Source organism: Rathayibacter sp. RFBD1 (assembly GCF_002932915.1).
Lineage (GTDB): Bacteria > Actinomycetota > Actinomycetes > Actinomycetales > Microbacteriaceae > Rathayibacter.
Genome location: NZ_PSWQ01000009.1, coordinates 251,935 through 275,594, shown reverse-complemented (window position 1 = coordinate 275,594; position 23,660 = coordinate 251,935). Strand labels below are relative to the sequence as shown.

The following is a 23,660-nucleotide window of genomic DNA, read 5'->3' as shown; positions in this document are numbered from 1 at the left end:
TGCGAGCGGAGTCCCGCCTTAGACGTCGGCGCCCGCGTCCCTCCCGAGCACCGCGGCGAGCTCGCCCCGCCCGCCGATCCCGAGCTTGCGGTACGCCGCGTACAGGTGCGCGCCGACCGTGCGCGGCGAGAGGAACAGGTTCTGCGCGATCGCGCGGTTCGACAGCCCCGTGCTCGCGAGAGCGCAGATGCGCAGCTCCTGCGGGGTCAGCGTGGCAGCGGCCGGCGACGGCGCATCCGCGATCCTCCCTCCAGCGGCCCGGAGCGCGTCACGGGCCCGATCGGCCCAGGCGTGGATCGGCAGCTCCTCGAGCATCGCCAGCGAGTCGCGGAGGAGGGGCCTCGCCTCCGCCGCCCGACCGGCCCGGTGCAGCCCGTCGCCCACGAGCAGCAGCGCCCGCGCCCGCACGTACGGGAGCGGCGGCGGAGTCCGGCGGAGCAGCCCGGCCGCGGCGTCCGGCGCTCCGTCGGCGAGCGCCACGGCGACCTGCGCGTACCGGAGGGCCGCCTCGATCATCGGCTGGTGCCAGCGCTCGAAGAGCGATTCCAGCCTCGCGGCGTGCAGGCGCACGACTCCGACGTCCCCGATCGCGAGAGCCGCGTCGACGAGATCGGGCGTGGTCAGGATCGCGAAGCCGGGGTTCAGGGAGTCGTCGTCCGTGTCGAGGAGGGGCAGGAGCTCCGGCACGGCGTCGCCCGGTCGCGACTCGAGGACCGCCACCGCCGCTCGCGATCCGCGGAGCGTCGCCCGCATCACGCTCGAGCAGAGGACGGCCGCGCCGATCGCGCTGCCCGCGCTGATCGCCTCGGGATCGGGCGCGACTCCCTCCATCGCGTCGAACCAGGCCAGGCAGGCCCGGGACGCGGTCTCGAAGCCGACGTCCCCCAGGTCGCTCCCGAGGACGAGCGCCTCCTCGGCGAAGGAGCGGGCGCGCGAGAAGCGGCCGGCGAGCGACGTGGTCATCGAGGCGGCGAGGAGCGCCTGCGGGAGGATCCGGATGTCGCCGCGCGCGCGCAGCCCGGTGATCGCCTCCTCCAGGAGCTCCCGGGCGACCTCGACCTCGCCCGCCGTGTTCAGCGCGTAGCCGAGCCACCACGCCTCCTCCGGACCGCTCGCTCCGCCGGCCGCCGCGAGCGCCCGGCGGACGACCTCGTCGCCGCGGGCGATCGGCTCGGTGACCGCCGCGAGCAGGACGGCGCGCGGGTCGGAGTCGTCGAGGGCGAGCGCGCGCACCGCCTGGATCATCGGCTCCCCCGGCGATGCCTCGCGGTTGTGGTCCCAGGCGATGGCGGCGAGGTGCAGGAGCGCGGCGGTCGCGGCGTCGACGGCTCCGTGGCTCTGCAGCGCCGTCACTGCGGCGAGCGCGGGCGAGAGGTCTCCCCGCGAGAGGGCCGTGCGCCCGGTCGGCAGCGTCTCGCGCGTCCAGGCGGCGCGGGCGGTGAGCACCGGATCGACGGTCTCGCCCGCCGCGCGGTGCACGAGCAGCGCCGCCTCCGCGGTCCGGCCGGCGAGCCCGGAGTACTCGGCCGCGTCGATCAGGCGCGAGACGCGCAGCGGCCCCGCGGGGGTCAGCTCCGCCGCCCGCTCCATCGCCTGAGCCGCCAGGACGACGTCGCCCGTCGCGAGGCCTGACGCCGCGAGACCGGCGAGCTCCTCGCCGACCGGCCCGTCAGAGCCGGTCGCGAGCTCCGACCGCCACCAGAGCGTCCGGCTCGGGTCGTCGCGGTGCTCCTGGACGAGCGTGCGGAGCACGGCCGCGCGCTCGGAGGGTCGGCTCACGCTCGTCACCGCGGACTGCACGAGAGGGTGCCGGAAGCGGAGTCCGCTCCCCGGCGTCCAGCTGAGCAGCGACGCGGCGACGGCCCTGTCGATCCAGGAGGGGTCGGGGTGGCGGCCGATCGCCAGGTTCGCCAGCCGGCTCGCCTCCTCCGCCGTCGCGACGTCGCCCAGCGCCACGGCCAGCACGGCGAGCCGCGAGGGCTGGTCGAGCTCCGCGAAGCGCTCGGCGAAGGCCGACTCGAGGCGTCCGGTCACCGCGCGGTCCTCCGCCTCGTCGGCGGACGGGTCGCGCCCGGTCAGCTCCACCAGGGCGAGCGGATTCCCGCGGGCGAGGTCGAGCAGAGCGCGCCGGGCCGCCCCGCGAGGAGGATGCGGGAGCGTGTCGAGGAGGGCGGCCGAGTCGGCGGCCGACAGCGGCCCGAGGTGGAGGTGCTCGAGGCCGGAGTCCTCCTCGGGCCGGTCCCGCGTCGTCATCACGACGACGACGCGGTCCTCGCCGATGCGCCGGGCGAGCATCCGCAGCGCCCACGCCGACTCCGGGTCGATCCGGTGCAGGTCCTCCACGACGACCAGCAGGGGCCGATCGGCGGCGGCGTCGCTCAGGAGGGTCAGGGCCGAGAGGCCCGCCAGGAGCGGCGTCGGCTGCACTCCGTCCGCCAGGTGGAAGGCCACGCGGAGCGCGTCCCGCTGCGGCAGGGGCAGGCCGTCGAGGCCCGGGCGGAGCGGGTGCAGGAGGAGCTGCAGCGCCGCGTACTGGTCGCCCGACTCCGCTGCGGAGCCCGCGGTCCGCAGCACCCGCACGTCGCGTGCGCGGGCGTAGGCGACGACCTCCTCGACCAGGGTGGTCTTGCCGACCCCGGCGTCCCCGTCGATGACGAGCGCAGACCCGTGGGCGGCGATGCGGTCGACCATCAGCCGGAGCCGCGCGAGCTCCGATCCCCGACCGACGACGAGCGCGTCCCGCTTCACGCGTCGAGTATCGCACCCTCGCGCAGACACTCCTCGACCCGGTGGCGGGCCCGGATGAAATCGATCGCGGCGGCCGCGGCGCTGCCGGGGACGCCGAAGAAGGAGGTCAGGAAGTGGTCGCCTCCGTGCACCTCCAGCGTCTGCCAGCGGAAGGCGATGAAGCCGAAGGGATCGACGCGCACCGGCGACGAGCCCTCGCGGAGCGGATACGCCTCCTGGCTCGCCCAGACGCGGCGGAAGACCCGCGAGCGGCCTCCGAGCGAGGCGACCAGGACCCGCAGACGCGGGTCCGCCGGGTCGGAGTGGAAGCGGAGGGCGGCCGTCATCACGGCGATCGTGCGGTCCCAGTCCTCGTGCCGCTCAGCGTCGGTCTCGAGCGCCGCGGCGTCGACGACGGCCTCGATCATGTTGGTCCCCTGCTCGCAGGCCAGGGGCAGGAACAGGCGGCCGAGCTCGTTCACGGCGACGAGGTCCTGGTAGCGGTCGACCACGTAGGCGGGCGTCGTGGTCCAGGACGAGACCATGCTCGTCAGGCTGCCGACCTGCGCCGGGGTCGGCCCGGCCTGCGCCCAGCCCGGCGAGCGGCGCGGCGCGGCGTGCCCGCCGAGCCGGAAGAGGTAGTCCCGCCCGTCCGCGTCGAGACGGAACGCGCGGGCCAGAGCGTCCAGGACCTGCGCCGAGGGGCGGCGGTCCTTGCCCTGCTCGAGCCGCAGGTAGTAGTCCGGGCTGATCCCCGCGAGCACCGCGACCTCCTGCCGGCGCAGCCCGCTGACCCGGCGACGTCCGTCGGTCCCCAGGCCGACCTCGTCGGGGCGCAGCCGGTCGCGGTGCCCCCGGAGGTAGGCGCCGAGCCGTGCGGTGTCCGTGTCCACGATCCCGCCCTTCTCTCCCTTCGAGGCTAGGGAGACGGCGGGCCCGGCTCCACGCGACGCCGACCTAGATCCGCGGCGGGAGTACCTAGATCGGCGGGGCGTGCTTCCGGGTGGGGGCGGTGCGCGGCGGGGTGCGGAGGAGCGCACCGGCACGCGGCGCACCCCTCCGCGATCAGGCGACTCCGCGGTCAGCTCAGCTCCGCCGCGGCGTCGGCGATGACCCGCGCGACCTCCTCCGGATGCGAGCGCATCACCAGGTGCGGCGCGTCGAGCTCGACGACCGAGCGCACGCCCGCCCGCCGGTAGCCGAACCGCTCGACGTCCGGATTGATCGTCCGGTCCGCGGCGGCGACGACGCCCCAGCTCGGCCGGGTCCGCCAGGCGGCGACGGGAGCGGCCTCGCCGAAGGCCAGAGCGGCGAGCGGGCGCTGGCCGACCGCGAGCACGGCCGCCTCGGCCGGATCGATCCCGGCCGCGAACACCTCCGGGAACGCCGGCACCGCGACCGACACGTCCGTGCCCGGCTCCGTCCCGTCGATCGGGAACGGGGTGTAGACGAGGTTCGCCGGGAGGTCGGAGTCGGGGAAGGCGCCCTGCAGCTGCCCGAGGCTCTCCCCCTCCTCGAGCGCGTAGGCCGCGAGGTAGACGAGGCCGACCACGTTCTCGGCGGCGCCCGCCACCGTGATCACGGCGCCGCCGTAGGAGTGGCCCGCCAGCAGGACCGGCCCGTCGAGCTGCTCCACGAAGGAGCGGAGGTACTCCGCGTCGCCCAGCAGGCTGCGGTTCGGCACGGCCGGGACGCGCACGGCGTGGCCGGCGTCGAGCAGGATCCGCGTGACCGGGGCGAAGCTCGCGGCGTCGGCGAACGCTCCGTGGACGAGGACGATGGTGGGTGCGGGCATGGGGTGTCCTTCCGGTCGGGCTGCGGTCCGGCAGCCGGCTGCGCAGCCGATCCGGACCCGGGCCGAACCTAGGACGGCGGACGGCGCGCGTCGTGACCCCGCGACTCCCCTGCCGACCGGGCGGCCGCCTGTCGCCCGCCCGAGGACACGCTCCAGCGCTCGTCCCGCCCGCTCACGGCGGGCCCGGCCCGCTGCAACGTCCGCGTCCTGGTCCCGGCGGGGTCACCCTTCGACGGCTGGACCGCCCGGGATCGCGGCGCGGTCGGCCAGCGCTCTCCGGCCGGATCGCCGGCGACAGCGGCGGATCGACACGCGGACTCCTGCGGCCCGAGACCCGGGCCGCGGCGCGTCAGCTCGCGAACTCCTCCGGCCATCCCAGCGCGGCCAGCGACCGGCGCACGCGCTCGATGTCCTCCTCCGAGGGCAGCTCCGACGTCACTCCGGCGATCGCGGTGCCGACGTCCGCGCGGGAGGCGGGCGCGTCGGCGGCGAGACCGGCGGCCACCTCGGCCACCTCCTCGTCGCTCAGACGGCGGCGGAGGAGCGCCAGCAGCGGCACGAAGTCCTGCTCGGGCAGCCCGGCCGGATAGCCGGCGCGCAGCCAGCGGACGATGCGCGCGACCAGGCCCTCGCGAGTGTCCGGCTCGGCCAGCGACTCCGGGCCCGCCAGCGGCCAGCCCGCGCTCGCGAGCCGCGAGGAGACGCGGGCGACGTCCTCGGGCATCGCCGGTCCGAGCAGCAGCTGCTCGATCCGCTCGCGGACCACGGCCCGTGAGACGACCGTCTCGGCCCGCTCCGACTCCGACAGGAGCCGCGCGACGACCTGCTCGACCTCGTCCGTCGTGAGGCTGCGGCGCAGCAGGCCCAGCAGCGGCAGGTAGTCCTGCTCCGGCACGCCGGACGGGTAGCCCGCGCGCAGCCAGCCGACCACGCGGGCGACGATCCCCTCCCGCGCCGCGATCGGATCGGTCGAGGCCATGCTCAGCCCTTGGGCACGAAGGTCGGGATGACGTGCTCGAAGCTCACCGACTGGCCGAGACCCGTCGCGATGATGACGCTCAGGCCGATCACCACGGAGCCGACGACGAGGGCGAAGCAGAGCACGCCGATCCCGCGCAGCACCGGGGCGGGCAGACCGCTCCGGACCGCGGGGGCGTCGGACCCGCCCGAGGCGGGAGCACCGGCGGCGACGGCGAAGGAGCGGACGCCGACGGCGAACAGCACGGGCAGGCCTGCTCCGAGGAGCACGGCGACGAGGGCCACCTGGCCGGCGGCGGAGAGGAAGAGGGAGAGCACGGTGCGGATCCTTTCGCTCAGACGCCGGCGGTCTCGGGCGCGGGGCGTGCCGCCGCGTCCTGCCACTCGTCGTTGACGTTGTGCGCGCCGATGCTGTCGCGGCGCGAGCGGATGTAGATGAGGGAGGCGACGGCGACGAGGATCGCGGCCATCAGGAGGCCGCCGGCCGCGCCTCCGACGAGGTGGCCGATCCACCACATCACGGCGCCGACGAGGGCGGCGGCCGGGAGCGTGATGACCCAGGCGATCACCATGCGCAGCGCCACGCGCCAGCGCACCTGCGCTCCGGGGCGGCCGACTCCGGAGCCGAGGATCGACCCGGTCGCGACGTGGGTGGTCGAGAGGGCGAAGCCGAGGTGGCTGGAGGCGAGGATGACCGCGGCGGAGGCGCTCTCGGCGGCCATGCCCTGCGGTGTGTCGATCTCGACGAGGCCCTTGCCGACGGTGCGGATGATCCGCCAGCCGCCGATGTAGGTGCCTAGCGAGATGGCCAGCGCGCAGCTGAGCTTGACCCAGAAGGGGACCGACTCGGTGTCGCTCCAGCCGCCGGCCGCGATCAGCGCGAGCGTGATCACTCCCATCGTCTTCTGCGCGTCGTTGGTGCCGTGCGCGAGCGAGACGAGGGAGGCGCTGCCGATCTGGCCGAAGCGGAAGCCGCGGTGGAGGCTCTTCTCGGCGAGGTTGCCGATCACGCGGAAGACGAGCCAGGTGCCGATCGCCGCGACCGCTCCGGCGAGCACGGGCGACATCAGCGCCGGGAGGATCACCTTGCCGACGACGCCGTCGAGCTTCGTGCCGTCGCCGGCCCAGTTCACGCCGTTGAGGCCGAGGCCCGCGAGAGCGGAGCCGATCAGGCCGCCGAAGAGGGCGTGCGACGAGCTCGAGGGCAGGCCGAGCAGCCAGGTCAGCAGGTTCCAGACGATGCCGCCGATGAGGCCGGCCAGCACGATCAGCAGCAGAGCGGAACCGCCGTCCTCGAGCAGCGCCGGATCGGGTGCGCCCGAGGAGTCCTGGATCTTCACGACCGCGTTGGTGACGGTCAGCGCCACCTCGATGCTGAGGAACGCACCGACGAGGTTCAGCGACGCCGAGAGGGCGACGGCGGTGCGGGGCTTCAGGGCACCGGTCGCGATGGACGTGGCCATCGCGTTCGCCGTGTCATGGAAGCCGTTGGTGAAGTCGAAGGCGAGGGCCGTGACGACGACGAGCGCGAGCAGGATGAAGGGATCCACGCAGACATGATGCTCCCGCGGCGGGAGGCGTTCCGGCGTGGTCGCGAGGCTTCACCTGCTGTTCACCTCCCGGGGCACGCCCGCCCGAGTACCCTGTGCGGATTCTCAGGCGGGCGGCGCATCGGCGAGTGCGATCCACCTGATCCCGCACCGGCGTGCGGCGCTCAGGCGGGCTCGCTCAGGAGCCCGAGCGCGGCAGCGGCGGGGTGAGGTCCGGGGTGTGCGCGGGGTCGGAGTCGGGGGTCGGCTCCTGCTGGGCGGCGGACCCGGCCGCGGCACCGGCGTCCTCGGCGGACTCCTGATCCTCGGCGGGCTCCTGCGAGCCGGGCAGCGGCGGGGTGAGGTCGAGGGCGCCGACCGCCGGCTCGGCGGCGTGCTTCGGCGTGGTCGGGCGGTTCTCGGCCGCGGCCGCCTTCTTCGCCGCCTTCTCCTGGGTCCGCTTGAGCTTCTCGGTCTGCTCGGCCAGCTTGCGGGCCTTCTTGCGCAGCTTCTTGCTGGAGTCGCGGACCGCCTCGTGCGCCGCGCGCACCGACTTCTCGGCCTTCTTCAGCGCCTTCTTCGCGCGCTTCTGTGCCGCCTTGTCGCGTGCGTCCTTGTCCTTGCCGGTCCCGGCCATGTCCGCTCCTCCGCTCGTCGACCGCTCCGGCCGACTCCCCCACGCTACCGAGCGGCACCCGCCCCGCGAACCCGCTGGCGAGCGCGCCCGGGCCGCGCTAAGCGCGCGGGCGGCGGCCGTCGTGCGGCCGTGCCGTCCTTGCTCCTCATTCCCCCTTCGTCGCCGCCTCTCCCCCTTCCCCCCCGGCTCTCGCTTCGGCCCTGCAGTGCCGTTCGCGGCTGGGAGTCGCGGGCGAGTCGACCCCGCGACGGGCGCGGGTTCGGCAGGCTGGGGGCATGGTCTTCCAGCACGATCCCGGCGGCTACCAGGGCCGCGCCGGCCTCCGGCGTCCCGTGCGCGGGCCCAGGCGCGACAAGTGGATGTGGTGGCGCCTGGGCTCCGGAGTCGCGGCGACGGTCGCCGGCGTGATCGCCCTGCTCGTCTTCACCGCCGACCGCTGAGCACGCCCGCCGGCGACCCGGCGCACCCCCGCCACCCCGGATCGAGAGCCGATCGATGCGCTCAACCGCTTGACTCCGGAGGTTTCTCTCAGGTCGGATCCGGCGGAACGCGGGTAGTTTGGAGGGTCGCATCGGCTCAGCCGTGCGATCAGCCCCACTGCCCCACCCGGCGCTCGCCTCCCCCCTCGAGCGTCGGCAGACCTGGAACCTCCTCTGCATGCACCGTTCGTCACGCGCCTCGACTCCCACCCCCGCAGGAGCCGAGACCGGCAGTCCGTCCGCCCTCCCGACCCGTCGCTCGCTCCGTGAGCAGGAGTTCCGCAGCCGCCGCCCCTCCCGCGGCCCGTCGCGCCCCCGCGTCTCCGCCGTCGCCGCGATGACCCTCGTGGCCGGCATCGCGATCACGTCGACGATGCCCGCGTTCGCCGTGGGCGGCACCGCCGACTCCGAGCTGACCCGCGACACGGCCACCGCCGTCGCCGCGGCCCGCCCGCAGAGCTTCGTGGCGGCCGGAGTCGTGCAGCAGAGCGTCACCCGCGACGCCTTCGCCGCCGAGGCCAAGCCCGAGGTCCTCGTGCCCACCGCGTCCCTCGACGCGATCACGGCCACCTCCGGCGAGTCGACCGCGGCCGCCGCCGGAGCGTCCGGAGCGTGGGTCGTCCCGATCTCCGGTCACATCAGCAGCAGCTACGGCCCCCGCCCCGACGCGCCGGTCGCCGGCGTGAACCTGTTCCACAAGGGCACCGATCTCGCCGGCGCCTGCGGCACGCCCGTCCTCGCGGCCTCCAGCGGCACCGTCGAGGAGGCGTCGTACCAGGGCAGCTACGGCAACTGGATCCTGCTCGACAACGGCGGCGGCATCGAGACCGGCTACGCCCACAACAGCGAGCTGATGGTGTCGGTCGGCGAGACCGTCACCGTCGGCCAGGTCATCGCGCTGCGCGGCTCGACCGGCGCCTCCACCGGCTGCCACCTGCACTTCGAGACGCGGGTCGACGGCGAGGCGGTCGACGCCGTGCCGTTCATGGCCGAGCTCGGCGTCCCGATCGGCTGACGTCCTCGACGACTCGAGAACGCACACGTCGCGGTGGCCGCTCTCGACCACCGCGACTTCTGTGTTCTCGTGAGCGCGCAGGCCGGCGTCAGGGCCCGGGGACGGCCCGCGCCCCGGTCGAGACGGCGGCCGACCAGTGCGCGTCGTCCGGCACCGTCGTCACCCTGATCTCGGCGTCCTGCTCGACGGCGATCTGCATGGTGCCCGTGTTGCCGCCTCCGGTGCCGGTGCGGGTCGTGCTCGGGCTGTAGACGCACGACGATCCGCTCGTCATCAGGCCGACGACCTCGATCGTCACCTCGGCGTCCGCGGTGTCGCAGGCGACCGAGACGGTGATGTGCAGCGGATCGCCGCTGAGGTACACGGTCTGCGGATCGACGGGGCCGACCTGGTCGGTCCACCGCACGGCGGCGGTCGCGCCCTCGGGCAGCGTCACGAGCCCGAGCGGAGCCTCGGTGGGCGTCGCGGTCGGAGCGGCGGTCGTCGGAGCAGCGGTGCCGGGAACGGCGGGTGTCGCCTCCTCCGCCTGGTCGGCGCCGCTCGTGCAGCCGCTCAGAGCGAGCGCCGCGAGCAGTGCCGAGGCGCCCAGCACGGTCGCGCGCCGTCCGGCCCGGAGCCCCGTCGCCCGGCGCGGAGCGGTCGTTCTCGTGGTGTCCATGGTGGTTCCCCCTGTCCGCTGGCGTCCCTCCGGTCTACCCGAGCCCGCGCGGCCGCGGACCGCACTCTGCGGCGGTTGCCAGGGTCGGGAGCCGTGCTGCGGATCGATGGGGAGCTCCTCCGTACCGGCGCGGCGGCCCGTCGATCCACTCGGGTGCCGCGGATGATCGGCACCGGGCGAATCCGACGCCCGCCGCACCCGGCGCACCCCGCCGAGCCGCCCCTCTGCACCCGGAAGGCACCGCCATGATCGCCTCGAACACCTACCCCTTCGCCGGACGCACCGTCCTGGTCACCGGAGCCGGCTCCGGCATCGGCCGCTCCATCGCACGCGCATTCCTCGAGCAGGGCGCGAGCGTCGCGGTCGCCGGGCGCACCCCCGCCACGCTCGAGGAGACCGTCGCCGGCTTCCCGGCCGAGCGCGTCCTGGTCGTCCCCACCGACGTCTCGGTCCGAGCCGAGGTCGACGCGCTCGTCGAGGGCACCGTCGCGAGGTTCGGCGGGATCGACGTCCTCGTGAACAACGCGGCCGGCCACCTCGGCGGCCCGATCGAGGAGGTGGAGGACGACTCCTGGCGCTCGCTCTTCGCCACGAACGTCGACGCACTCTTCTACGCGGTGAAGGCGGCGCTCCCGCACCTCAAGGCGAGCCGCGGCAACATCGTCGTCGTCTCCTCCGTGTCGGGCATCCGCGGCGACTGGGGCCAGGCCGCCTACAACGCGACCAAGGGCGCGATCACGACGTTCGTGCAGTCGCTGGCCCTCGACTTCGGCGTGCACGGGGTGCGGGTCAACGCCGTCGCTCCCGCCTTCACGCAGACACCGCTGACCGAGTCGATGGCCTCGACCCCCGAGGAGCTCGCGCCCTTCATCGACCGCATCGCCCTCGGACGCCCCGGGCAGCCGGACGACATCGCCCCGCCGGTGCTGTTCCTCGCCAGCGCGGACGCGGCGTACATCACCGGCGCGATCCTGGCCGTGGACGGCGGAACGAGCGCCTCGACGGGGCAGCCGCACCTGTAGGCGGGGGTGCGGCGGATCGGCCGCGGCCAGGCGACTCGCCTGCTCGGCCGGGGCGGCTCGGTCGCACGGAAGCGGCGGCCAGGCGGATCGGGGTCGGGGGGCGGGGGCGGCGGCTCTGCCCAGAACCCGAGTGCTCGCGTCGGATCCTGCGGCCCCGCTCGCGAGGGTCCACCGGGCTCGACTGCGGGCGCCCGCAGCCCGGATCACTCCATCCCTGACCGCGCACTCAGACTCAACCGACACCTGTGGCGTATCGTGGAGTCAATTGCATGCAGACGCATGGATACGGACTCGCCGACCGCACGGCCTCCGAGCCCATCCCTCTTCGAGCAGGAGTCGTCATGACCACCACCAGCACCCGCTTCACCGACCGCGTCGTCCTCATCACCGGAGGTGGATCCGGCCTGGGCCGCGCCGCCGCCGTCCGCCTCGCCCAGGAGGGCGCGAAGCTCGCCCTCGTCGACATCTCGGAGCAGGGCCTCGCCGCCACGGTCGACGTCCTGCCCGAGGGCACCGAGTCGATCACCGTCCTCGCCGACGTGTCGAAGGAGGCGGACGTCGACGCCTACGTCGCGCGCACCCTCGAAGCGTTCGGCCGCATCGACGGCTTCTTCAACAACGCCGGCATCGAGGGCCGCCAGAACCTCACCGAGGACTTCACTGCCGACGAGTTCGACAAGGTCGTCGCGATCAACCTGCGCGGCGTGTTCCTCGGCCTCGAGAAGGTGCTGAAGGTGATGCGCGAGCAGGGCTCGGGCATGGTCGTCAACACCGCGAGCGTCGGCGGCATCACCGCGATCGGCAACCAGTCCGGCTACGCGGCCGCCAAGCACGGCGTCGTCGGCCTGACCCGCAACTCCGCGATCGAGTACGGCGAGTTCGGCATCCGCATCAACGCGATCGCGCCCGGGGCCATCTGGACCCCGATGGTCGAGAACTCGATGAAGCAGCTCGACCCGCAGAACCCGCGCAAGGCGGCCGAGGAGTTCATCCAGGTCAACCCGACCAAGCGCTACGGCGAGGCCGACGAGATCGCCTCGGTCGTCGCCTTCCTCCTCTCGGACGACGCCTCCTACGTGAACGCGACAGTCCTCCCTATCGACGGCGGTCAGTCCATCAAGTACTGAGGTCCCGCGGAGGGAGCGGAGGGAGCGCCTGCTGCGGCGGGCGAGCCCTCCGCTCTCCCGCTGACGCCGTGTCGTTCGTGGGACGGACTCGGCCGCTCCTCCACAGGTGCTCCCTCCGACGTGCGTCCCCACCGGGCCTCCGTCGCGCAGCACCCGGCACCGCGGCGGGAGCAGAATGGGGGTCGGTCCCGCCAGCGGCCGGACCTCGACCGCTACGGAGACATGTATGAACCCCACCGGGAGCTTCCGCGCCGCCCGCGACACCCTCCTGCAGCACCGCACCGATGCGGTCGCCGCGAACGAGGCCTTCCAGTGGCCGGACGTCGGGCCCCGCTTCAACTGGGCGGTGGACTGGTTCGACGCGATCGCCATCGGCAACGAGCGCCCCGCCCTCTGGATCGTGGAGGAGGACGGCTCCGAGGAGAAGTACTCCTTCGACCGGATGCGCTGGCGCTCCGACGAGGTCGCCGCCTGGCTCCACTCGGTCGGCGTCGAGCAGGGCGATCACGTGATGCTCATGCTCGGCAACCGCCTCGAGCTGTGGGAGTCGATGCTCGCGATCATGAAGCTCGGCGCGGTCATCCTCCCCACGACGACCCTGCTCTCACCCGCCGATCTGGCCGACCGCCTCGAGCGCGGCGAGGTCGCGCACGTCATCGCGGACGCCTCCGAGACCGCCAAGTTCGACGAGATGGAGGGCGGCTTCGGCCGCATCGCGGTCGGCGGCGCCGTCGAGGGCTGGCTCGACTACGCCGACTCGCTCGAGCCCTTCGGCATCAGCCCGACGGTGGTCGTCGAGAGCTCCGATCCGTGCCTGATCTACTTCACCTCCGGCACCACCTCGAAGCCCAAGATGGTCGTGCACACGCACGAGTCGTACCCCGTGGGGCACCTCAGCACGATGTACTGGCTCGGCGTGCAGCCGGGCGACGTGCACATGGCGATCAGCTCGCCGGGCTGGGGCAAGCACGCGTGGAGCTGCTTCTTCGCGCCGTGGAACGCCGAGGCGACGGTGTTCGTCTACAACTACAGCCGCTTCTCCCCCACCGCTCTGCACCGGCAGCTCGACCGGGCCGAGGTCACCACGTTCTGCGCGCCGCCGACCGTGTGGCGGATGCTGATCCAGTCGGCGCTGGGAGCGAAGCCGCGCGCGCTGACAGAGATCCTCTCGGCGGGCGAGCCGCTCAACCCCGAGGTCATCGCGACCGTCGAGCGGGAGTGGGGACTCACCATCCGCGACGGCTACGGCCAGACCGAGACCACCGCGATCATCGCGAACCCGCCCGGCGCCCCCGTGGTCCCCGGAGCGATGGGCCGCGCGCTGCCCGGCGTCGCCATCGCCCTCGTCGATCCGCTGACCGGCGAGCCCGCCTCCACCGGTGAGATCTGCCTCGACCTCTCCGTCGAGCCCGTCAACCTGATGTCCGGCTACCTCGGCGATGAGGACCGCACCGAGCGCGCCCGCGCCGACGGCTACTTCCACACCGGCGACGTGGCGGTCCGCGCGGTCGACGGCACGATCACCTTCGTGGGCCGCACCGACGACATCTTCAAGTCCTCCGACTTCAAGATCTCGCCGTTCGAGGTCGAGAGCGTGCTGCTGCAGCACCCCGCCGTCGCCGAGTCCGCGGTGGTGCCGGCTCCGGACGAGGTGCGCCACAGCGTGGTGAAGGCGTACGTCACCCTCGCCGAGGGCTGGGAGCCGACCGCCGAGACGGCGAGCGCGATCTTCGCCCACACCCGCGAGCTGCTCTCCTCCTTCGAGCGGGTGCGGCGCCTCGAGTTCCACCCCCTGCCCAAGACGATCTCGGGCAAGATCCGCCGCGTCGAGCTGCGCGAGCGCGAGGAGGAGGCGTTCCGCCGCGGCGAGGAGATCCCCACGGAGTGGCGCGCCGACCGCCTCTAGGCGCGGCGGCCCTCGTCCGCCGGGACACCGCCGGGACCGCCGCAGCACCGCTGAGACGGCGGCGTCCCGGCGGGGCGGTGGTGTCTCGAGGGGATGCGGTGCGCCGGGACGACGGCCGCCGGTGACCAGCGGGAGCGGGTGCCGTCAGCGCGGAACCAGCGCGGCGTCGGCGGCGTCCGGATCACAGGCAGGCGATCAGCTCGGCGTCAGCGTGGGCGGACGGCGATCAGCTCGCCGTGGTCGCGGACGCCGGGGGCGCTGCGGCGGAGCGAGTGGGTCACCTCGAGGCCGGCCTGCTCGACGAGTGCGCGCATCTCGGCGAGCGGATGGAACCAGGCCGGTGCGACGGCGTGCGCGAACGCCTCCGAGCGCGGCCCTTCGAAGAAGCCGATCAGCAGGCTTCCGCCCGGTCGGAGGTGCGCGGCGAGCGCCGCGACCGCGCCGCGCAGCTCCGCCGGCGGCAGGTGGATGAGCGAGTACCACGCGAGAACGCCCCCGAGGCCGTCGACGTCGAGCTCGAGCGCCGAGCCGAGCCGGAACGGGACGTCCGGGAACCGCGCCCGCGCCAGAGCGACGAACTCCGGCACCGGATCGACGCCGATCGCGGCGGCTCCGCGGCGCTGGAGGAACTCCGTCCAGTGCCCGGGCCCGCAGCCCACATCGGCGACCGTGCCCTCCAGCCCGTCGGCCCACGACCCGATCAGCTCGCGATCGGCCGCGGGCCCCGCGTCGACCGATCCGAGCAGCGCCGCGTACTCCTCCGCCCGCGCGCCGTACGCGTCCCGCACCTCGTCCATCCGGTGAGCGTAGGCCGTCTCGAAACGGCGCGCAGCGGGCACGCGGAGGCGCGTGGCACGTTCCGCGGTGCCGTTGGCACAGCTCGGCGGCACGGTCCGCTGGCGCGTTCTGACGTTCTGGCGCGCCTGCCTCGTGAGCGTTCGCGCCCGGCCTCCCGAGGCGCTCCGCGAGGACGGATCATCGAGGTGCCGCGCCCCGTCCCCGCCCCGAAGGAGACCCGATGACCCCTGCCGACGCCGCCCCCGCCCTGCCCGCCGCCGCCCTCGTCTTCCCTCTGCTCGTCGGCGTCGCGCTGCTCGCCTCGGGCGCGACCGCCCTGCTCCGCGCCGCTGGTCCTCATGGCGTCCGGAGGCGCCTCGAGGAGTCCCGCGCCCGCGCCGCGGCCCTCGGCGGAGGTCCGGGCGCGCGCGGATGCAGCGCTCCCGGCGTCCTCCCGGCCTGCCTGCGGGTCGTCGTCGGCGCCCTCCTCCTGCTGGCCGCCGGCCCGGCCTACACCGCGGCCGCCCTCGTCGCCGCAGCCCTCTGCGCACTCGCCCTCGCGCACGCCGTCCGCCGCTTCGCCCAGGACTCGGAGGGCGACCCGCCCGCCCCGGCCGCGGTCGCCGCCACGGCCGCGATGCTCGCCTTCGCCACCGTCGCCGCGGCCCAGGGGATCCTCGGATTCACGGGCGTCCCGGCGCACCTCCGCGAGTTCGACCAGCAGGACCTGAGCTGGGCGGCCGCCCTCGTCGGAGTGGTCGCCGCGTGCGGCCTCCTGCAGTTGGCGGGACGCGCAGCGCAACCGGTGGCCGCACCGGCGGCGGGCGTCAGGCGGCGCGGCTGATGCTCGGAGCTCCGACGCTCGATGCGCCCCCGCACCTCGTCCTCGACGGCAGCGCGGTGCGGCTCGCGCCCGCCCGCGGCTCCGTCGCCGTGATCACCTTCTGGATGCAGTTCCACAACTCCGGCACCGCCGCCCTGCACGACCTCGCCCTGTTCTGCGGCTCCTTCACCGACGGCTCGGGCGTCGAGCTCGACTACGACGAGGCCCCGGTCACCGTTGTCGGCCGGCCCGAGCGGGTCGCCCCGGGAGCGGGATTCGTGGCCGTCGCGCACTACACGATCGCGCCCCTGCGGGCACCGCGGACGCTCCGCCACTCCATCGTGCTGCGGGGCCGCACGAGCGACGACCGGCCCTTCACCGACGTCGCCGCGCTCGAGGTCCACGTCGATCCGAGGCGCACCCCGGAGGTGCGGTTCCGTCCCCCGATGGCGGGATCCGACACCTTGCGGTGGAGGTGAGCGACGATGCGATCGCATGAAGACTTCTCACCACCGGGCCGGATCGGCCAGGGTAGAGGGATCGCGTCGTACGGAGGACGCGCCAGAGGAAAGGACTCCGCCGTGAGGGGAATCGCAGAAGGCAGCCGACCGATCGTCGATCGCGGAGTGTCCCGCCGGGACACCGCGGCGGCCGCGTGGCTGGCCCAGAGCGGCGTCGATGTCCGCGCGAACGGCGCGTTCCGCATCGTGGCCGACACCCTCTGCAGCGACGGCGTCGACGTGCTCCGGATCTGGCACTCGCCGGCCCGCCTGCACCGCACCTCCGCCATCGGCCCGGGCGTCCGCCTGATCATCCCGCTCGAGGGCGCGCTCGTGATCCAGCCGGACGATCCGGCGGCGCTCGAGGTCCGCGTCGCGCCGGGCGACATCGCCTTCCTCCACTGCGACTCCCCGTTCACGATCGTGACCGACACCCCGAGCGCCCGCACCGAGATCGCCCTCGACCGCCCGCTGCTGGGCCTGGTCGACTCGGCCGACCGTGGCGCCGTCGTCACCGAGGCCGACCCGGCCAGCCGCGGCATCCTGCTCTCGACCGTCAACGCGACCTTCGGCTCCACCCTCGACGCCGACTCCCCCGCCTTCCCCCTGGTGCGGGCCGCCGTCGAGCAGCTGGCGGGCGCTGTGCTGGCGACCTCGCTGCCGCGCGAGAGCAGCGAGGACGTCTACACGCGCGCCCTCGCCCTGATCGCCGCGATGTCCACCGACCCCCGCCTCTCGGTCCAGGAGATCTGCGAGCGCCTCGGCGTCCCGAAGCGGACGCTGCAGCGCACCTTCGCGCGGAACGGCACCACCGTGTTCGACGAGATCCGCCGCGCACGCCTCACGACCGCGCGCGCCCTCCTCGGCGGGAGCGACTCCCCGCCCTCGCCCGAGCACGTGCTGAGCAGCTACGTCCGCTCGCAGCGCCTGCGCCGCGACCTGCTCCACCTCGAGACGGTGCCCGCCTCGAAGCTGGGCTGACCCCGGGGCCGCAGCTCTCCGCGTCGACAGCCCCGTCGGCGGCGGAGGTCACCGCGCGGGCGCACGCCCCCGGTCCGGACGCTCCGGCTCGGAGGCACCGTCGCCGCCCCGCACTCAGCCCGGGTACGGCACCGACGCCGCCGGCCACCCCGACGCCGCGAGCTCCGCGCGCAGCCGATGGTGGTGCTGCACCGCGCCGAGGGAGTCGGTGCGGAAGGCGATGGCGAGGGCCGCGTCGGCCCAGTAGGCGTCCCAGCCGGAGTAGCGCTCGAAGACGCGGTCGCCGACCGCGGCCAGCAGCTCCCAGGCCCGTGCCGCCGGGAGGTAGCCGGCGACGTAGGCGTAGCGGATCGCGCCGATCGTGCGCTCGGCGTCGCCCGCGAGCAGGAGGAGCGGCGGACGCCCCTCGACCGCCTGGGCGAGCTCGAGGAGGTGGAACTCGCTGCCGCCCGTGAGCGCGGCGACTCGGGAGCGCATCCGCTCGGCGTCGGCGGAGGCCGAGACCTCGGCGAAACGGGTCGAGAGCGGCCCGCGGGTGAGCACGTCGGCGACCAGCAGCTCGACGTCGTCGGCCGAGGCGATGCGGAAGTCGCGGTCGAGCGCGACCCGGTGCTCGACGAGCGGATGCAGCGGCAGCTGCTGCCACGGCGCTCCCTTCGCTCCGTCGGCGTATCGGCGCCGCAGCTCCTCCGGGAGCTCGGCCCACGAGGGCTGGAACGCGAGGGAGGAGTTCCAGCCGGCGAACGAGAAGTCGCTGACCGCGTCGAGCGCGAGCAGCTGCTGCTGGCGGAGGGACGGGGTCGGCGAGCCGGCCGCGCCGAGGTACGCGAGCTGCTCGCGGCGCGGCGCGCGCGCATCCCACTGCTGGAAGCCGACCGTGGCGGCGAGCAGCCCGAAGGCCAGAGCGAACGCGAACGCCGTGAACGCGACGACGCTCTCGCCGCCGCCGAGCGCGAGCCCCCATGCGAAGCCGACCAGGCCCACCGGAGCCGCGAAGGCGGTCACCAGAAGCGCGCGGCGTCCGGCGCCCTGACCGCGCCGGTGCGCATCGGCCGCCCGCGCGTAGCGCAGCCGGGGTCGGACGGGGAACTCGACGTCTCCGGGATGGTTCTGCAGCGGCACGGTCGCAGCCTAGGGGCGCGGGTCGCGTCGATGTGTGCTTGCCTGGTCGCATGACTCTCGCCGAAGCACTCCTCGAGCGGGCCGACCTGCAGAAGCGGATCGAGGCCCTCCAGTCGCGGATCGTCGCGAACGCCTCCTACCAGGAGGGAGAGGAGCCGACCGAGGACCCGGCCGAGCTGCTCGCCGACTGCACGCGCGCGCTGGGCGAGCTCGAGCGGCTGGTCACGGCGATCAACCTCACCAACGCGACGGCGACCACTCCCACCGGAGAGGTGCTGACCGCGGCGCTCGCCCGGCGCGAGGCCCTGCGCGCCCGGCACAGCCTCCTGACCCGCGCGGCCGACGCGGCCGCCGGCGAGCGCGGCTACCGCCAGCTCCGGAGCGAGCTGCGCCGCCTGCCCGCGCTGCCGGTGCGGGAGCTGCGCGAGCAGGCCGACGCCGTGGCGCGCGAGCTGCGCGGGCTCGACGCCGATGTCCAGAGGACGAACTGGGGGGTCGAGCTGCAGAGCTGACACGAGACGCGGTGAGTCGGTAGGCGCACCGGAGCGAGCACGCACCGTCGGGCCGGCGGTTCATCCGGCCCTCTGTCACGCGGTGGGCAGCGTCCCGGCTCCGGCCGTCACTCACAGCCCAGCACCGAGGACCGGTGACCGCGCAGACAGGACACCTCATCACCATGTGCTGGCCGGTGCGCCGAGGGCGGGTTCGGGGACCTCACCGCATCTCGGGCGTGCGCGGACGCTCGCCGGGTCGGGGCGGGATCTTCTCGAACGGGCGCGTGGGCGCACGCCGGGCTCGGGGCTGCGGCCCCTCGAACGGGCGCGCGGACGCCCGACGGATCCGGGCCGGCGTCCGGCCGCCTCCGCCCGGCCGCGCCCGCCCGCCCCACCGCTCAGTACTCGATGCGCCCGCGCCGGTCGTGGAACTCGCCCGTCGGCCCGTCGGAGCCGAGCAGGGCGAGCGCGACGGTCGCGTCCGTGCCCTCGGTGACGGTCTGGTGCCCGCCGTGTCCGTTGAAGTCGGTCGCGGTGTAGCCGGGGTCGCTCGCGTTGATCCGCATCGCCGGCAGGTTCTTCGCGTACTGCACGGTGAGCGCGACGACCGCCGCCTTCGATGCCGCGTATGGGATCGCGGTGACGGGGAACTCGTCGTGGCCCTCGGTGCTCAGCCAGCGCGGCCAGCCGACTCCGGACGCCACGTTCACGACGACCGGGGCCGCGGAGGCCTGCAGCAGCGGGAGCGCGGCCTGCGTGACGCGGACGATGCCGACGACGTTCGTCTCGAGGACGCCCGCCATCGCCTCCGGGGTGAGGTCGTCGACGCCGAACGAGGTGCCCAGCACTCCGGCGTTGTTGACGAGCACGTCCAGTCCGGGCAGGGAGGCGATCGCGGAGTCGACGCTCGCCTGATCGGTGACGTCGAGGCGGACGGGGTGGGCGCCGAGCGCGCGGGCGGCGTCGCCGTCGGCGGTGTCGCGCATGCCGGCGTAGACGGTGTGGCCCGCCTCGAGGAGTCGGCGGGCGGTCTCGAGGCCGAGGGAGCGGTTCGCTCCGGTGATGAGTGTCGTGGTCATGCGCCCATCCTGCGCGGGTCGTCGGGCCTCGACCAGGCCGCGCTCGACAGGGGGACCGTCAGTACCTGGCTCGGCGACGGCGGGCGGAGGAGGATGGGCGGCATGGAGGAGTTCGCCACGGTGCTGCGCTCGTGGCGCGACCGCATCCGTCCCGCCGACGTCGGCCTGCCCGCGGGCTCGGGCCGCCGCGCCACGGGCCTGCGCCGCGAGGAGCTGGCGGCGCTCTCGGGCGTGAGCGTCGACTACCTCGTGCGGCTCGAGCAGGGACGCGCACGGAACCCGTCGCCGTCGATGCTCCGCTCTCTCGCGGTGGCGCTCCGGCTCACGGACAGCGAGCGCGACCACCTCTACCGGGTCGCCGGTGCCGCCGTCCCCTCGCCGGGCGTCGTGCCGCAGCACGTGAGCCAGGGCGTGCAGCGGATCGTCGACCGCCTGGGCGACGTGCCGCTCGCGGTGTTCACGGCGGCCCACGACATCCTGCTGTGGAACCCGCTCTGGGCCGCCCTGAACGGCGACCCCTCGGTGTACACCGGGCTGGAGCGGAACCTCGTCTGGCGGCACTTCACCTCCGGCCACGCCGGCACCGAGTTCGACGCGCAGCACGAGGAGGACTTCGCGAGCGACCTCGCGGCCGACCTGCGCGCGGCGACCGGGCGCTACCCGCGCGATCCGGCGCTCGCCGCCCTCGTCGCCCGGCTGCGCGAGGAGTCGCCCGAGTTCGAGCGGCGCTGGGCGGAGGCGCGCATCGCCGAGCACCGCGCGAGCCGGAAGACGGTGACGCGGACGCCCGTCGGACCGGTCACGATCGACTGCGACGTGCTCACGGCTCCGGGCACCGACCTGCGGATCGTCGTCTACACGGTGGCGCCGGGCAGCGAGGACGAGGCGCGGCTCGACCTGCTGCGGGTGACGGGGCTGCAGGCGCTGAGCACGGCGCCGGCGTGAAGCGGACGGGCGCGGCTGGGGCGCGCACAGCGGAGCGGGGCGCTGGCTGAACCGGGCTGGGCTGAGTCGAGCGGGCTGAGCCGAGCCACCGGGCGGCGCAAGCCGGGCTCGTCCCACGGCGGGCGGGGCAGGCCGGGCTCGTCCCACGGCGGGCGGGGCAGGCCGGGCTCGTCCCACGGCGGGCGGGACCGGCTCGGCGCGGCCGACGGCGCAACCTGCCGATGCGGGCGAGCGGCGGCGAGTGACGGCCGAGGTGCACGGCGAGGCGCGTCTGCGGGGACGTCCGCACCCCCGGACCCCCGCCTCCCCGCTCAGGACGCGCAGTACGCGGTGATGAACGCGTAGAACTCGCCCTTCTGCTCGGCGGTCGCGGCGACGACGACGGTGCCCTGCCGGCCCGCGGTCTCGACGGTGACCGGCAGGCGCGTGCCGACCTTGTCCTCGGCGAGCGCGTGGGTGTCGCAGCGGGTGGGGACGGCGTCCAGGACCACGGAGTCGAGGGTCCCGGCGGGCACGGAGCGGTCGAGGGTCCAGGCGTCGGCGGCGTCGGGCGGCTGCAGCAGGATCGTGGCGTCGACGCTGCGGAGCACGAGGGGGGTGCCCCGGACGTCGGCGGTGATGGTGAGGCGCGCCGGCTCGTGCGCGGCGCCTCCGGACGTGTCGATCCGCAGGGCGAGGTCGGCGTCGACGGTGCGGGCGAAGCAGCCGGACCGGGCGAGAGCGTCGACGAACGAGAACGGGTCGTCGGCGGGGTACGCGTGCTCGCCGTGGCCGTCGATCGCGAGGACGACCTCGAGCGCAGCGGGCGCCTCCGCGGCCGGGCAGGCGGGCTCGGGCACGTCGACGCGGAGGTCTCGCGAGGTCCCGTCGGGGACGCCCGTGCCGCCGGTCCAGGTGAGCGGGACGGCGAGGCGCGGGTCCACGAGGCGGGCCACGGTGACCTCGATCGGGGCGCCGCTGCCGTTGTGGACCTCGAAGGCCATGGTGCCGCCGGCGATGTCGGAGCGGTTCTGCTGGATGGAGACGGTGACCCCGGGAGCCGGGGCGGACGGGGCGGAGGAGCGGGCCGGGTCGGGGGCGGCCTGAGTCGGAGTGGCCTGAGTCGGAGTGGCCTGAGTCGGAGTGGCGGTGGTCGGAGCCACGGCGGCCTCGGTGCCGCTCGGGGCGCCTGTCGCGCCTCCCGGCGCGCAGGCCGCGAGGGCGGGCAGGAGGAGCAGCGCGGCGGCGAGGGCGCGGAGGCGTCGCATCGTGCCCCCCTCCGCTCGCCGTCAGTCTGGCGCCCCGGACCCCTCTCCGCGAGCGGGCGCTCCGCCCCCTCAGCTCGATCGATGCGTCACGAACGGTCGCCACGGCGGCCGGATGACGACCGTTCGTGACGCATCGCCGGAGCGACGGGGGTGAGGACCCGGGGACGCGCACCCATCCGGGTGTGCGTCCGCTCCGAAGAGAGGCGGGGACTTCAGGAGGAGACAGATGGCACGCGGCAGATGGCACGTCGGCACGATCGTCGCGCGAGTGCGCGCATCCGCAGCGATCGGGGCCTCCGGGCTCGACGCGGTGGAGCGGGCGGAGCGCCGGGCAGAGGTCCTGCGCATCGCCGGGGGAGTCGACTCCGGTCGTCTCGGCGACGACCAGGCGATCGCGGCGTTCGGCCGGATCGTCGACGGCCTGCAGAGCGACCTGCCCGGCTCGGCGCTCGGCGCCTAGCCCGCGAGGCCGGCGTCCCGGCACCCGTCCGGAGCGGACACCCGCCGGGCCGACATCCCGAGCCTCCGCGCGGCGCTGAGATCCGCCGGGCGAGCGTGCCGACGGCCCACTGGGCGCGAAGACCCGCCAGCCCGGCACCCCGAGCGCCAGCCCGGCGCCCCGACCACCCGCGCGCCGCGGAGCCCCGCTACCCCAGCGTCCCGAGCGCGATCCGCGGCAGCAGCCGCTGGATCGCGACGGCCGCCGCGCCGCGCGCCCACTCCACGAGCCCGCCGTCGTCGACGAGCAGCGCCAGGGGCGGAGCGTCCGGGTCGCGCGTGGCCGCGATCGCGGCGTCCACCACCGCGGCCTGCTCCGAGTAGAGGGCGACACCCTCCCCGGCCAGGATCACCGTGCCGGACATCGAGAGGTTGCCGATCGCGGCGATCATCGTCCCGAGCGCGTTGCCGGAGTCGGCGAGGATGCGCTCGGCACCGGGGTCGCCCGCGCGAGCGGCGGCGAAGCCCTCGGCCAGGGTCAGCTCGCGGCCGGTGGCGACGAAGAGCTGGCGGAGGAGCGAGGGCAGGCTGAGCATCGCGGTCGAGCAGCCGCGGTGGCCGGCCTCGCAGACGGGGCCGGTGGGATCCAGCGGGTAGTGGCCGCCCAGGCCGAGCCCCGCCTCCGGGGGCGCGACCACCCGGTCGTGCACCACCAGTCCGTAGCCGACGCCCGCGCCGACCGTGAGCACCGCGAAGTGCGGGATGCCGCGGCCGCGCCCGAACCAGTGCTCGGCGCCCGTGAGCGCGACCACGTCGTTCTCGAGGGCGACCGGCAGCCCGAGGGCGGCGGAGAGCGGAGCGGCGAGGTCGACGTCGCGCCAGCCGAGGAACGGCGCGCGGCTCACCCGGCCGTCGGCGGCGATGCTCCCGCCGAGCGTCACGCCCAGGCCCGCGAAGGCGGAGGGGCCGCCGAGCTCGTCGACGACCGAGACGATCGCGGCGATCACGTCGGCGGGCTCCGTGCCCGGCAGCGGGCGGACCAGCTCCCGCTCGGTGCGCGCGCGCAGGTCGGTGCGGACGGCGAGGACCTCGGTGCCGGTGATCTTCACGCCCGCGAAGCTCAGCGCGTCGGCGCGGATGTCGAGCGGCCGGGCGGGGCGGCCGACTCCGGTGCTCTGCTCGGGGCCCTCGACGACCAGACCGCCGTCGAGGAACGGGCGCGCGAGCCGGGTCAGGCTGGCGGGCGAGAGGCCGAGGCGGCGGCCGAGCTCGGCCCGCGAGACGGGACCGTGGATCAGGACCTCGCGCGCCAGGAGCTCGGAGGAGCTCCCGGAGGCGTCCTCGGCGACGATGGTGTCGGTCACGGGGCTCCTTCTTTCCG

At 74.9% G+C, this 23,660-nt stretch carries 24 protein-coding genes; 11 read left to right on the top strand and 13 right to left on the bottom strand.

The window, feature by feature from the left end; all coding sequences use genetic code 11:
• Nucleotides 1-18: 18 nt before the first annotated feature.
• From C5D50_RS04855 to C5D50_RS04825, 7 genes are all read right to left on the bottom strand, one after another.
• A complete protein-coding gene (locus tag C5D50_RS04855; protein WP_104282906.1) occupies nucleotides 19-2,748 on the bottom strand; it encodes an AAA family ATPase in 2,730 nt (909 codons plus the stop codon).
• A complete protein-coding gene (locus tag C5D50_RS04850) occupies nucleotides 2,745-3,620 on the bottom strand; it encodes a helix-turn-helix domain-containing protein (protein ID WP_181137293.1) in 876 nt (291 codons plus the stop codon). Before C5D50_RS04850 ends, C5D50_RS04855 begins: the two co-directional genes overlap by 4 nt.
• Before the next feature lie 188 nt (nucleotides 3,621-3,808).
• Nucleotides 3,809-4,522 (bottom strand): alpha/beta fold hydrolase, encoded by a 714-nt coding sequence (locus C5D50_RS04845; protein ID WP_104282904.1) that lies wholly within the window; start codon nucleotides 4,520-4,522, stop codon nucleotides 3,809-3,811.
• Between the two features lie 349 nt (nucleotides 4,523-4,871).
• The gene (locus tag C5D50_RS04840) at nucleotides 4,872-5,501 is read right to left on the bottom strand and encodes a DUF3349 domain-containing protein (RefSeq protein WP_104224010.1); all 630 of its coding nucleotides are present in this window, start codon (nucleotides 5,499-5,501) and stop codon (nucleotides 4,872-4,874) included.
• A gap of 2 nt (nucleotides 5,502-5,503) precedes the next feature.
• Entirely contained in the window at nucleotides 5,504-5,818 is a 315-nt protein-coding gene (locus C5D50_RS04835; RefSeq protein ID WP_104227380.1) for a hypothetical protein, read from the bottom strand.
• A gap of 17 nt (nucleotides 5,819-5,835) precedes the next feature.
• Nucleotides 5,836-7,050: an inorganic phosphate transporter gene (locus tag C5D50_RS04830; RefSeq protein WP_104224012.1), complete on the bottom strand. Its 1,215-nt coding sequence runs from the start codon at nucleotides 7,048-7,050 to the stop codon at nucleotides 5,836-5,838.
• Nucleotides 7,051-7,228: 178 nt separating this feature from the next.
• Nucleotides 7,229-7,666: a hypothetical protein gene (locus tag C5D50_RS04825; RefSeq protein WP_104282903.1), complete on the bottom strand. Its 438-nt coding sequence runs from the start codon at nucleotides 7,664-7,666 to the stop codon at nucleotides 7,229-7,231.
• A gap of 275 nt (nucleotides 7,667-7,941) precedes the next feature.
• Between C5D50_RS04825 and C5D50_RS16525 the strand changes: the two genes are divergently transcribed.
• The gene (locus tag C5D50_RS16525; RefSeq protein ID WP_159940529.1) at nucleotides 7,942-8,106 is read left to right on the top strand and encodes a hypothetical protein; all 165 of its coding nucleotides are present in this window, start codon (nucleotides 7,942-7,944) and stop codon (nucleotides 8,104-8,106) included.
• Between the two features lie 217 nt (nucleotides 8,107-8,323).
• Nucleotides 8,324-9,160 (top strand): M23 family metallopeptidase, encoded by an 837-nt coding sequence (locus tag C5D50_RS04820; RefSeq protein ID WP_104282901.1) that lies wholly within the window; start codon nucleotides 8,324-8,326, stop codon nucleotides 9,158-9,160.
• A gap of 88 nt (nucleotides 9,161-9,248) precedes the next feature.
• Here the strand turns inward: C5D50_RS04820 and C5D50_RS04815 are convergent, their stop codons facing one another.
• Nucleotides 9,249-9,818, bottom strand: coding sequence for a hypothetical protein (locus C5D50_RS04815; protein WP_104282900.1), 570 nt, complete (start codon nucleotides 9,816-9,818; stop codon nucleotides 9,249-9,251).
• A 245-nt stretch (nucleotides 9,819-10,063) separates the two neighbouring features.
• Between C5D50_RS04815 and C5D50_RS04810 the strand changes: the two genes are divergently transcribed.
• The 3 genes from C5D50_RS04810 to C5D50_RS04800 all read left to right on the top strand — a co-directional run bounded on the left by C5D50_RS04810 (nucleotide 10,064) and on the right by C5D50_RS04800 (nucleotide 13,873).
• The gene (locus C5D50_RS04810; protein WP_258069553.1) at nucleotides 10,064-10,840 is read left to right on the top strand and encodes an SDR family NAD(P)-dependent oxidoreductase; all 777 of its coding nucleotides are present in this window, start codon (nucleotides 10,064-10,066) and stop codon (nucleotides 10,838-10,840) included.
• Between the two features lie 341 nt (nucleotides 10,841-11,181).
• Nucleotides 11,182-11,967 carry a glucose 1-dehydrogenase gene (locus tag C5D50_RS04805; RefSeq protein ID WP_167299040.1) on the top strand — a complete coding sequence of 262 codons (786 nt, stop codon included), beginning with the start codon at nucleotides 11,182-11,184 and terminating at the stop codon, nucleotides 11,965-11,967.
• 226 nt (nucleotides 11,968-12,193) lie between these two features.
• On the top strand, nucleotides 12,194-13,873 hold the full coding sequence (locus tag C5D50_RS04800) for an AMP-binding protein (protein ID WP_104282899.1): 1,680 nt from the start codon (nucleotides 12,194-12,196) through the stop codon (nucleotides 13,871-13,873).
• A gap of 206 nt (nucleotides 13,874-14,079) precedes the next feature.
• On the opposite strand, the gene C5D50_RS04795 is transcribed toward C5D50_RS04800, so the two are convergent.
• Nucleotides 14,080-14,670 carry a trans-aconitate 2-methyltransferase gene (locus C5D50_RS04795; RefSeq protein ID WP_104282898.1) on the bottom strand — a complete coding sequence of 197 codons (591 nt, stop codon included), beginning with the start codon at nucleotides 14,668-14,670 and terminating at the stop codon, nucleotides 14,080-14,082.
• Between the two features lie 221 nt (nucleotides 14,671-14,891).
• Between C5D50_RS04795 and C5D50_RS04790 the strand changes: the two genes are divergently transcribed.
• From C5D50_RS04790 to C5D50_RS04780, 3 genes are all read left to right on the top strand, one after another.
• Entirely contained in the window at nucleotides 14,892-15,494 is a 603-nt protein-coding gene (locus C5D50_RS04790) for a hypothetical protein (RefSeq protein ID WP_104288937.1), read from the top strand.
• Nucleotides 15,494-15,952 carry a hypothetical protein gene (locus C5D50_RS04785; RefSeq protein WP_104282897.1) on the top strand — a complete coding sequence of 153 codons (459 nt, stop codon included), beginning with the start codon at nucleotides 15,494-15,496 and terminating at the stop codon, nucleotides 15,950-15,952. Before C5D50_RS04790 ends, C5D50_RS04785 begins: the two co-directional genes overlap by 1 nt.
• Before the next feature lie 147 nt (nucleotides 15,953-16,099).
• Nucleotides 16,100-16,954 (top strand): helix-turn-helix domain-containing protein, encoded by an 855-nt coding sequence (locus C5D50_RS04780; protein WP_160035778.1) that lies wholly within the window; start codon nucleotides 16,100-16,102, stop codon nucleotides 16,952-16,954.
• Between the two features lie 114 nt (nucleotides 16,955-17,068).
• Here C5D50_RS04780 and C5D50_RS04775 read toward each other — a convergent pair whose 3' ends face one another.
• On the bottom strand, nucleotides 17,069-18,076 hold the full coding sequence (locus tag C5D50_RS04775) for a DUF1266 domain-containing protein (protein ID WP_104282895.1): 1,008 nt from the start codon (nucleotides 18,074-18,076) through the stop codon (nucleotides 17,069-17,071).
• A 50-nt stretch (nucleotides 18,077-18,126) separates the two neighbouring features.
• On the opposite strand from C5D50_RS04775, the gene C5D50_RS04770 reads away from it, so the two are divergent.
• The gene (locus C5D50_RS04770) at nucleotides 18,127-18,588 is read left to right on the top strand and encodes a DIP1984 family protein (protein ID WP_104224023.1); all 462 of its coding nucleotides are present in this window, start codon (nucleotides 18,127-18,129) and stop codon (nucleotides 18,586-18,588) included.
• Nucleotides 18,589-18,968: 380 nt separating this feature from the next.
• Here the strand turns inward: C5D50_RS04770 and C5D50_RS04765 are convergent, their stop codons facing one another.
• Nucleotides 18,969-19,649: an SDR family NAD(P)-dependent oxidoreductase gene (locus C5D50_RS04765; RefSeq protein WP_104232897.1), complete on the bottom strand. Its 681-nt coding sequence runs from the start codon at nucleotides 19,647-19,649 to the stop codon at nucleotides 18,969-18,971.
• A gap of 102 nt (nucleotides 19,650-19,751) precedes the next feature.
• Between C5D50_RS04765 and C5D50_RS04760 the strand changes: the two genes are divergently transcribed.
• Nucleotides 19,752-20,594 carry a helix-turn-helix transcriptional regulator gene (locus C5D50_RS04760; RefSeq protein WP_104282894.1) on the top strand — a complete coding sequence of 281 codons (843 nt, stop codon included), beginning with the start codon at nucleotides 19,752-19,754 and terminating at the stop codon, nucleotides 20,592-20,594.
• 311 nt (nucleotides 20,595-20,905) lie between these two features.
• On the opposite strand, the gene C5D50_RS04755 is transcribed toward C5D50_RS04760, so the two are convergent.
• Nucleotides 20,906-21,841: a hypothetical protein gene (locus C5D50_RS04755; protein WP_104288936.1), complete on the bottom strand. Its 936-nt coding sequence runs from the start codon at nucleotides 21,839-21,841 to the stop codon at nucleotides 20,906-20,908.
• Between the two features lie 226 nt (nucleotides 21,842-22,067).
• Here C5D50_RS04755 and C5D50_RS04750 point away from each other — a divergent pair, with 226 nt between their 5' ends.
• Entirely contained in the window at nucleotides 22,068-22,301 is a 234-nt protein-coding gene (locus C5D50_RS04750; RefSeq protein WP_104224027.1) for a hypothetical protein, read from the top strand.
• A 187-nt stretch (nucleotides 22,302-22,488) separates the two neighbouring features.
• Here C5D50_RS04750 and C5D50_RS04745 read toward each other — a convergent pair whose 3' ends face one another.
• The gene (locus C5D50_RS04745) at nucleotides 22,489-23,643 is read right to left on the bottom strand and encodes an ROK family transcriptional regulator (RefSeq protein WP_104260513.1); all 1,155 of its coding nucleotides are present in this window, start codon (nucleotides 23,641-23,643) and stop codon (nucleotides 22,489-22,491) included.
• Nucleotides 23,644-23,660 lie beyond the last annotated feature (17 nt).

Coding starts and splice junctions, on each gene's coding strand:
- C5D50_RS04790 (WP_104288937.1), top strand. CDS start 14,892: ATGACCCCTGCCGACGCCGCCCCCGCCCTGCCCGCCGCCGCCCTCGTC.
- C5D50_RS04770 (WP_104224023.1), top strand. CDS start 18,127: ATGACTCTCGCCGAAGCACTCCTCGAGCGGGCCGACCTGCAGAAGCGG.
- C5D50_RS04815 (WP_104282900.1), bottom strand. CDS start 9,818: ATGGACACCACGAGAACGACCGCTCCGCGCCGGGCGACGGGGCTCCGG.
- C5D50_RS04820 (WP_104282901.1), top strand. CDS start 8,324: ATGCACCGTTCGTCACGCGCCTCGACTCCCACCCCCGCAGGAGCCGAG.
- C5D50_RS04750 (WP_104224027.1), top strand. CDS start 22,068: ATGGCACGCGGCAGATGGCACGTCGGCACGATCGTCGCGCGAGTGCGC.
- C5D50_RS04800 (WP_104282899.1), top strand. CDS start 12,194: ATGAACCCCACCGGGAGCTTCCGCGCCGCCCGCGACACCCTCCTGCAG.
- C5D50_RS04840 (WP_104224010.1), bottom strand. CDS start 5,501: ATGGCCTCGACCGATCCGATCGCGGCGCGGGAGGGGATCGTCGCCCGC.
- C5D50_RS04760 (WP_104282894.1), top strand. CDS start 19,752: ATGGAGGAGTTCGCCACGGTGCTGCGCTCGTGGCGCGACCGCATCCGT.
- C5D50_RS04765 (WP_104232897.1), bottom strand. CDS start 19,649: ATGACCACGACACTCATCACCGGAGCGAACCGCTCCCTCGGCCTCGAG.
- C5D50_RS04785 (WP_104282897.1), top strand. CDS start 15,494: ATGCTCGGAGCTCCGACGCTCGATGCGCCCCCGCACCTCGTCCTCGAC.
- C5D50_RS04845 (WP_104282904.1), bottom strand. CDS start 4,522: ATGCCCGCACCCACCATCGTCCTCGTCCACGGAGCGTTCGCCGACGCC.
- C5D50_RS04755 (WP_104288936.1), bottom strand. CDS start 21,841: ATGCGACGCCTCCGCGCCCTCGCCGCCGCGCTGCTCCTCCTGCCCGCC.
- C5D50_RS04825 (WP_104282903.1), bottom strand. CDS start 7,666: ATGGCCGGGACCGGCAAGGACAAGGACGCACGCGACAAGGCGGCACAG.
- C5D50_RS04805 (WP_167299040.1), top strand. CDS start 11,182: ATGACCACCACCAGCACCCGCTTCACCGACCGCGTCGTCCTCATCACC.
- C5D50_RS04795 (WP_104282898.1), bottom strand. CDS start 14,670: ATGGACGAGGTGCGGGACGCGTACGGCGCGCGGGCGGAGGAGTACGCG.
- C5D50_RS04810 (WP_258069553.1), top strand. CDS start 10,064: ATGATCGCCTCGAACACCTACCCCTTCGCCGGACGCACCGTCCTGGTC.
- C5D50_RS16525 (WP_159940529.1), top strand. CDS start 7,942: ATGGTCTTCCAGCACGATCCCGGCGGCTACCAGGGCCGCGCCGGCCTC.